The organism is Thermodesulfovibrionales bacterium, from assembly GCA_035622735.1.
GTDB lineage: Bacteria > Nitrospirota > Thermodesulfovibrionia > Thermodesulfovibrionales > UBA9159 > DASPUT01.
This window is the reverse complement of sequence record DASPUT010000188.1, coordinates 1-3,846: the sequence shown is the minus strand read 5'-3', so window position 1 is coordinate 3,846 and position 3,846 is coordinate 1. Positions and strand designations below refer to the sequence as shown.

Annotated in this window: 3 protein-coding genes; all 3 read left to right on the top strand. The window is 54.6% G+C overall.

Annotated features, from left to right (window positions below; translation table 11 throughout):
* Positions 1-1,284, top strand: a 1,284-nt coding sequence (gene guaA, locus VEI96_10110; protein ID HXX58341.1) for a glutamine-hydrolyzing GMP synthase, incomplete at its 5' end; no start/stop codon positions are given.
* A gap of 8 nt (positions 1,285-1,292) precedes the next feature.
* Positions 1,293-2,276: a farnesyl diphosphate synthase gene (locus VEI96_10105; protein ID HXX58340.1), complete on the top strand. Its 984-nt coding sequence runs from the start codon at positions 1,293-1,295 to the stop codon at positions 2,274-2,276.
* Positions 2,276-3,846, top strand: a 1,571-nt coding sequence (gene dxs, locus VEI96_10100) for a 1-deoxy-D-xylulose-5-phosphate synthase (GenBank protein HXX58339.1), incomplete at its 3' end; no start/stop codon positions are given. The genes VEI96_10105 and dxs, both read left to right, overlap by 1 nt.

Genomic DNA, 3,846 nt, shown 5'->3' with positions numbered 1-3,846 from the left:
CAGCTGATGGCGCACTGTCTCGGGGGAGGGGTGGCCAGGGCCGCGAAGAAGGAATATGGAAGGGCTGAATTATCCGTGGACGACAGCAGGGACCTCCTTGCCGGCGCAACGGGAAAAACGACGGTATGGATGAGTCACGGTGACAGGATAGAAAAACTTCCCGCGGGGTTTTCGAGCATCGCGCATACGGACAACTCTCCCGTCGCCGCAATGTCTGATGAGAAGAGAAAGTTTTATGCCCTCCAGTTTCACCCTGAGGTGATTCATACGGAAAAGGGTATGGAGATCTTGCGAAACTTTGCCTTCGGGATATGCGGCTGCAGCCCCACGTGGACGATGAAGTCATTTATCGATACGGCAAAAAAAGAGATACGAAAAACGGTCGGACGGGAACGGGTTGTCTGCGGAATCAGCGGGGGTGTCGATTCCTCGGTAACAGCGGTTCTCGTGCACGAAGCGATCGGCGATGCCCTCACCTGCATCTTTGTCGACAACGGTGTTTTGCGGGAAGGCGAGGCGAAAAAAGTCGAGCAGACACTCAAGAAGAACTTCCGCATGAAGATCCGGTGCGTTGACGCCTCGGACAGGTTTCTCACGAGACTGAAGGGCGTCAAGGACCCTGAAAGAAAGAGAAAGATTATCGGCAATGAATTCATCAGGGTCTTCGAGGAAGAGGCGATGAAGTTAAAGAATGTGGGGTACCTCGCGCAGGGCACGCTCTATCCCGATGTGATCGAAAGCGTCTCCTTTAAGGGTCCCTCGGCGACTATAAAGAGTCACCATAATGTCGGGGGGCTTCTCAAGAAAATGAAATTGAAGCTCATCGAACCCTTGCGGGAGCTCTTTAAGGATGAAGTAAGGCTCCTGGGGGAGGAACTGGGAATGGCGAATGAGATCATAAATCGCCACCCCTTCCCCGGCCCGGGGCTCGCGATACGGTGTATCAGCGATGTGACGGGAGAGCGACTGGCTATTCTCAGGAAAGCGGATGCCGTTGTCCTCGAAGAGGTAAAGAAGGCGGGACTCTATAGATCGCTGTGGCAGGCATTCGCGGTGCTGCTGCCGGTAAAGAGTGTCGGCGTTATGGGAGACGAAAGGACGTACGATAACGTCATAGCGGTGAGGGCGGTCACCAGTCTCGACGGGATGACCGCAGACTGGGCAACTATCCCGTACGAAATCATGGGAAGAATTTCGAACAGGATAATCAATGAAGTTAAGGGCGTGAATAGGGTCGTTTATGACATCACCTCAAAGCCTCCCGGTACGATCGAATGGGAGTAGAACCTGCCATGAACAGAAGAGACTCGACGGAGCAGAACTCCGGTCAGAGACAGATAGTCTCAAGAATTGATATAAAGACGTACTTGAGAGATAAACGGGATCTTATTGATTCCTTCCTCCGGTCTCACTTCTCGATGCCTCTTGCTCCTGCCACCCTCAACGACGCAATGGTTTATTCCCTTTTTGCCGGAGGCAAGAGACTGAGGCCTATCCTGGCGCTCGCATCATACGAAGCCTGTGGCGGAGACGGCACAGAGATACTCCCTTACGTCGCTTCCCTTGAGCTTATTCATACCTATTCTCTCGTTCATGACGACCTCCCGGCCATGGATGACGATGATCTGAGGAGGGGAAAGCCTACCAACCACAAGGTCTTCGGGGAAGGGATGGCGATTCTTGCCGGAGATGCGCTCCTTACAGAGGCTTTTTCTTTACTGTCGGATTCAAGTCGCTTATCATCACCCTCCCCGAGAGGAGTACTGGATGAAACAAGATCGCGCATCCCCCCATCTGCGGTGCTAAAGGTTATCGGTGAAGTCTCAATGGCAGCAGGGGCTCACGGGATGGTCGGGGGTCAGGCTGAGGACCTCCTTTCGGAAGATGCGGCGCCGGAGAGTGAAAAACTGTCGTTCATTCATTCCCATAAGACCGGAGCGCTCATCACCGTGTCAGTGCGGATGGGGGCTATCCTCGCCCGCGCGGGGAAGAAGAACCTCAGGGCGCTCACGCGGTATGGTGAGAACATCGGCCTTGCTTTCCAGATAATCGATGATATACTTGATATACAGGGGAACACGGGAGAACTGGGCAAAACAACAGGTTCGGATGAGAAGAAGAAAAAGATGACATATCCCGGCCTCTACGGCATCGATCGCTCGGCTAAGAAAGCTGAGGAACTCGTGGAGGAGGCCGTCGGTGTTCTGCAATCATTCCGGGAGAGTGCCGATCCCCTGCGGGAGATAGCTCTATATATCACGAAGAGGAGAACTTGATGTTGCTCGAGAGGATACACTCGCCGGATGATCTGAAGAGGATTCCGAAGGAAAGCCTGCCCGAACTCGGAGAAGAACTGAGACAGATAATCATCGAACAGGTCTCGGCCGGGGGAGGCCACCTCGCGTCAAACCTCGGTGTCATTGAGCTGACCCTGGCGCTCCATTACGCCCTGAACTGCCCCGTCGATAAGATCATCTGGGATGTGGGGCACCAGTCCTATCCCCACAAACTCCTGACCGGGAGATACGGGATGTTCTCGACCCTGAGAAAATTCAAGGGTCTCTCAGGCTTCCCGAGGCTTGATGAAAGTCCCTATGACGTGTTCGGTACGGGGCACAGCTCAACGTCCATTTCTGCGGCGACAGGAATCGTCGAAGCGAGGGACAAGAGGGGCGAACACTTCAAGGTCGTGGCCGTCATCGGCGACGGGTCGATGACATCCGGACTCGCCTTCGAAGGTCTGAACCATGCGGGACAACTCAAGAAGGACCTCGTAGTCATCCTGAACGACAACGAGATGTCGATATCCCAGAATGTCGGAGCACTCTCTGCCTATCTCAACAGAATACTGACAGGGGAGAAATTCCTGCGGTTCAAGAAGGAGACGAGAACATTTCTCGAGCATATACCGAAGTTGGGCGTTCCCGTATCGAAAATAGCACAGCGTCTCGAAGAGATGCTGAAAGGATTCTTTTTGCCCGGCATCCTCTTCGAGGAACTCGGGTTCAATTACGTCGGACCGATCGACGGGCACAATATCGAAACCCTCATCGAGACATTCGGTCGCGTGATGAACGGAGATTCGCCCTCTTTGATTCATGTGATAACCAAGAAAGGGAAAGGGTACAAATATTCCGAAGAGGATCCCTGCGTGTTTCACGGCATCGGTCCGTTCGATGTGGATACCGGTGTCGTCACATCAGACACCTCCATCCCTGCTTACAGCGATGTCTTCGGACAGGCGGTGACGGAACTCGCACAGAAAGACATGCGGGTCGTGGCGGTCTCAGCCGCGATGCGCGAGGGTACCGGTCTTGAGTGTTTTGCGAAGAGATACCCCGAGAGGTTCTATGATGTCGGCATTGCCGAGCCCCACGCGGTGACCTTCGCGGCAGGACTCGCATCGCAGGGCCTCAGACCCTTCGTCGCGATCTACTCTACGTTTCTCCAGAGGGCATATGATGAGATAGTACACGATGTCTGTCTCCAGAACCTCCCGGTAGTCTTTGCGATAGACAGGGCGGGCATCGTCGGAGAGGATGGGCCGACCCATCAGGGCCTCTTCGACATCTCCTTTTTGCGGCATATCCCGAACCTGCTCTTCATGGCGCCCAAGGGCGGAGAGGAACTGAAAGCAATGCTGCGGCTCGCCCTCCAGCATGAAGGCCCTGTGGCCATACGATATCCGAGAGGAAGAGTGAGCCAGGGTGCAGAATCCGGAACGCCCCTCGAAATAGGAAAGGCCGAGATGCTGACCGACGGCGACGATCTGGCGATCCTTGCCATCGGGAATACTGTCAATCCCTCCCTGAAGGCTGCCGAGATGCTGCGTGCGGACGGTATCAA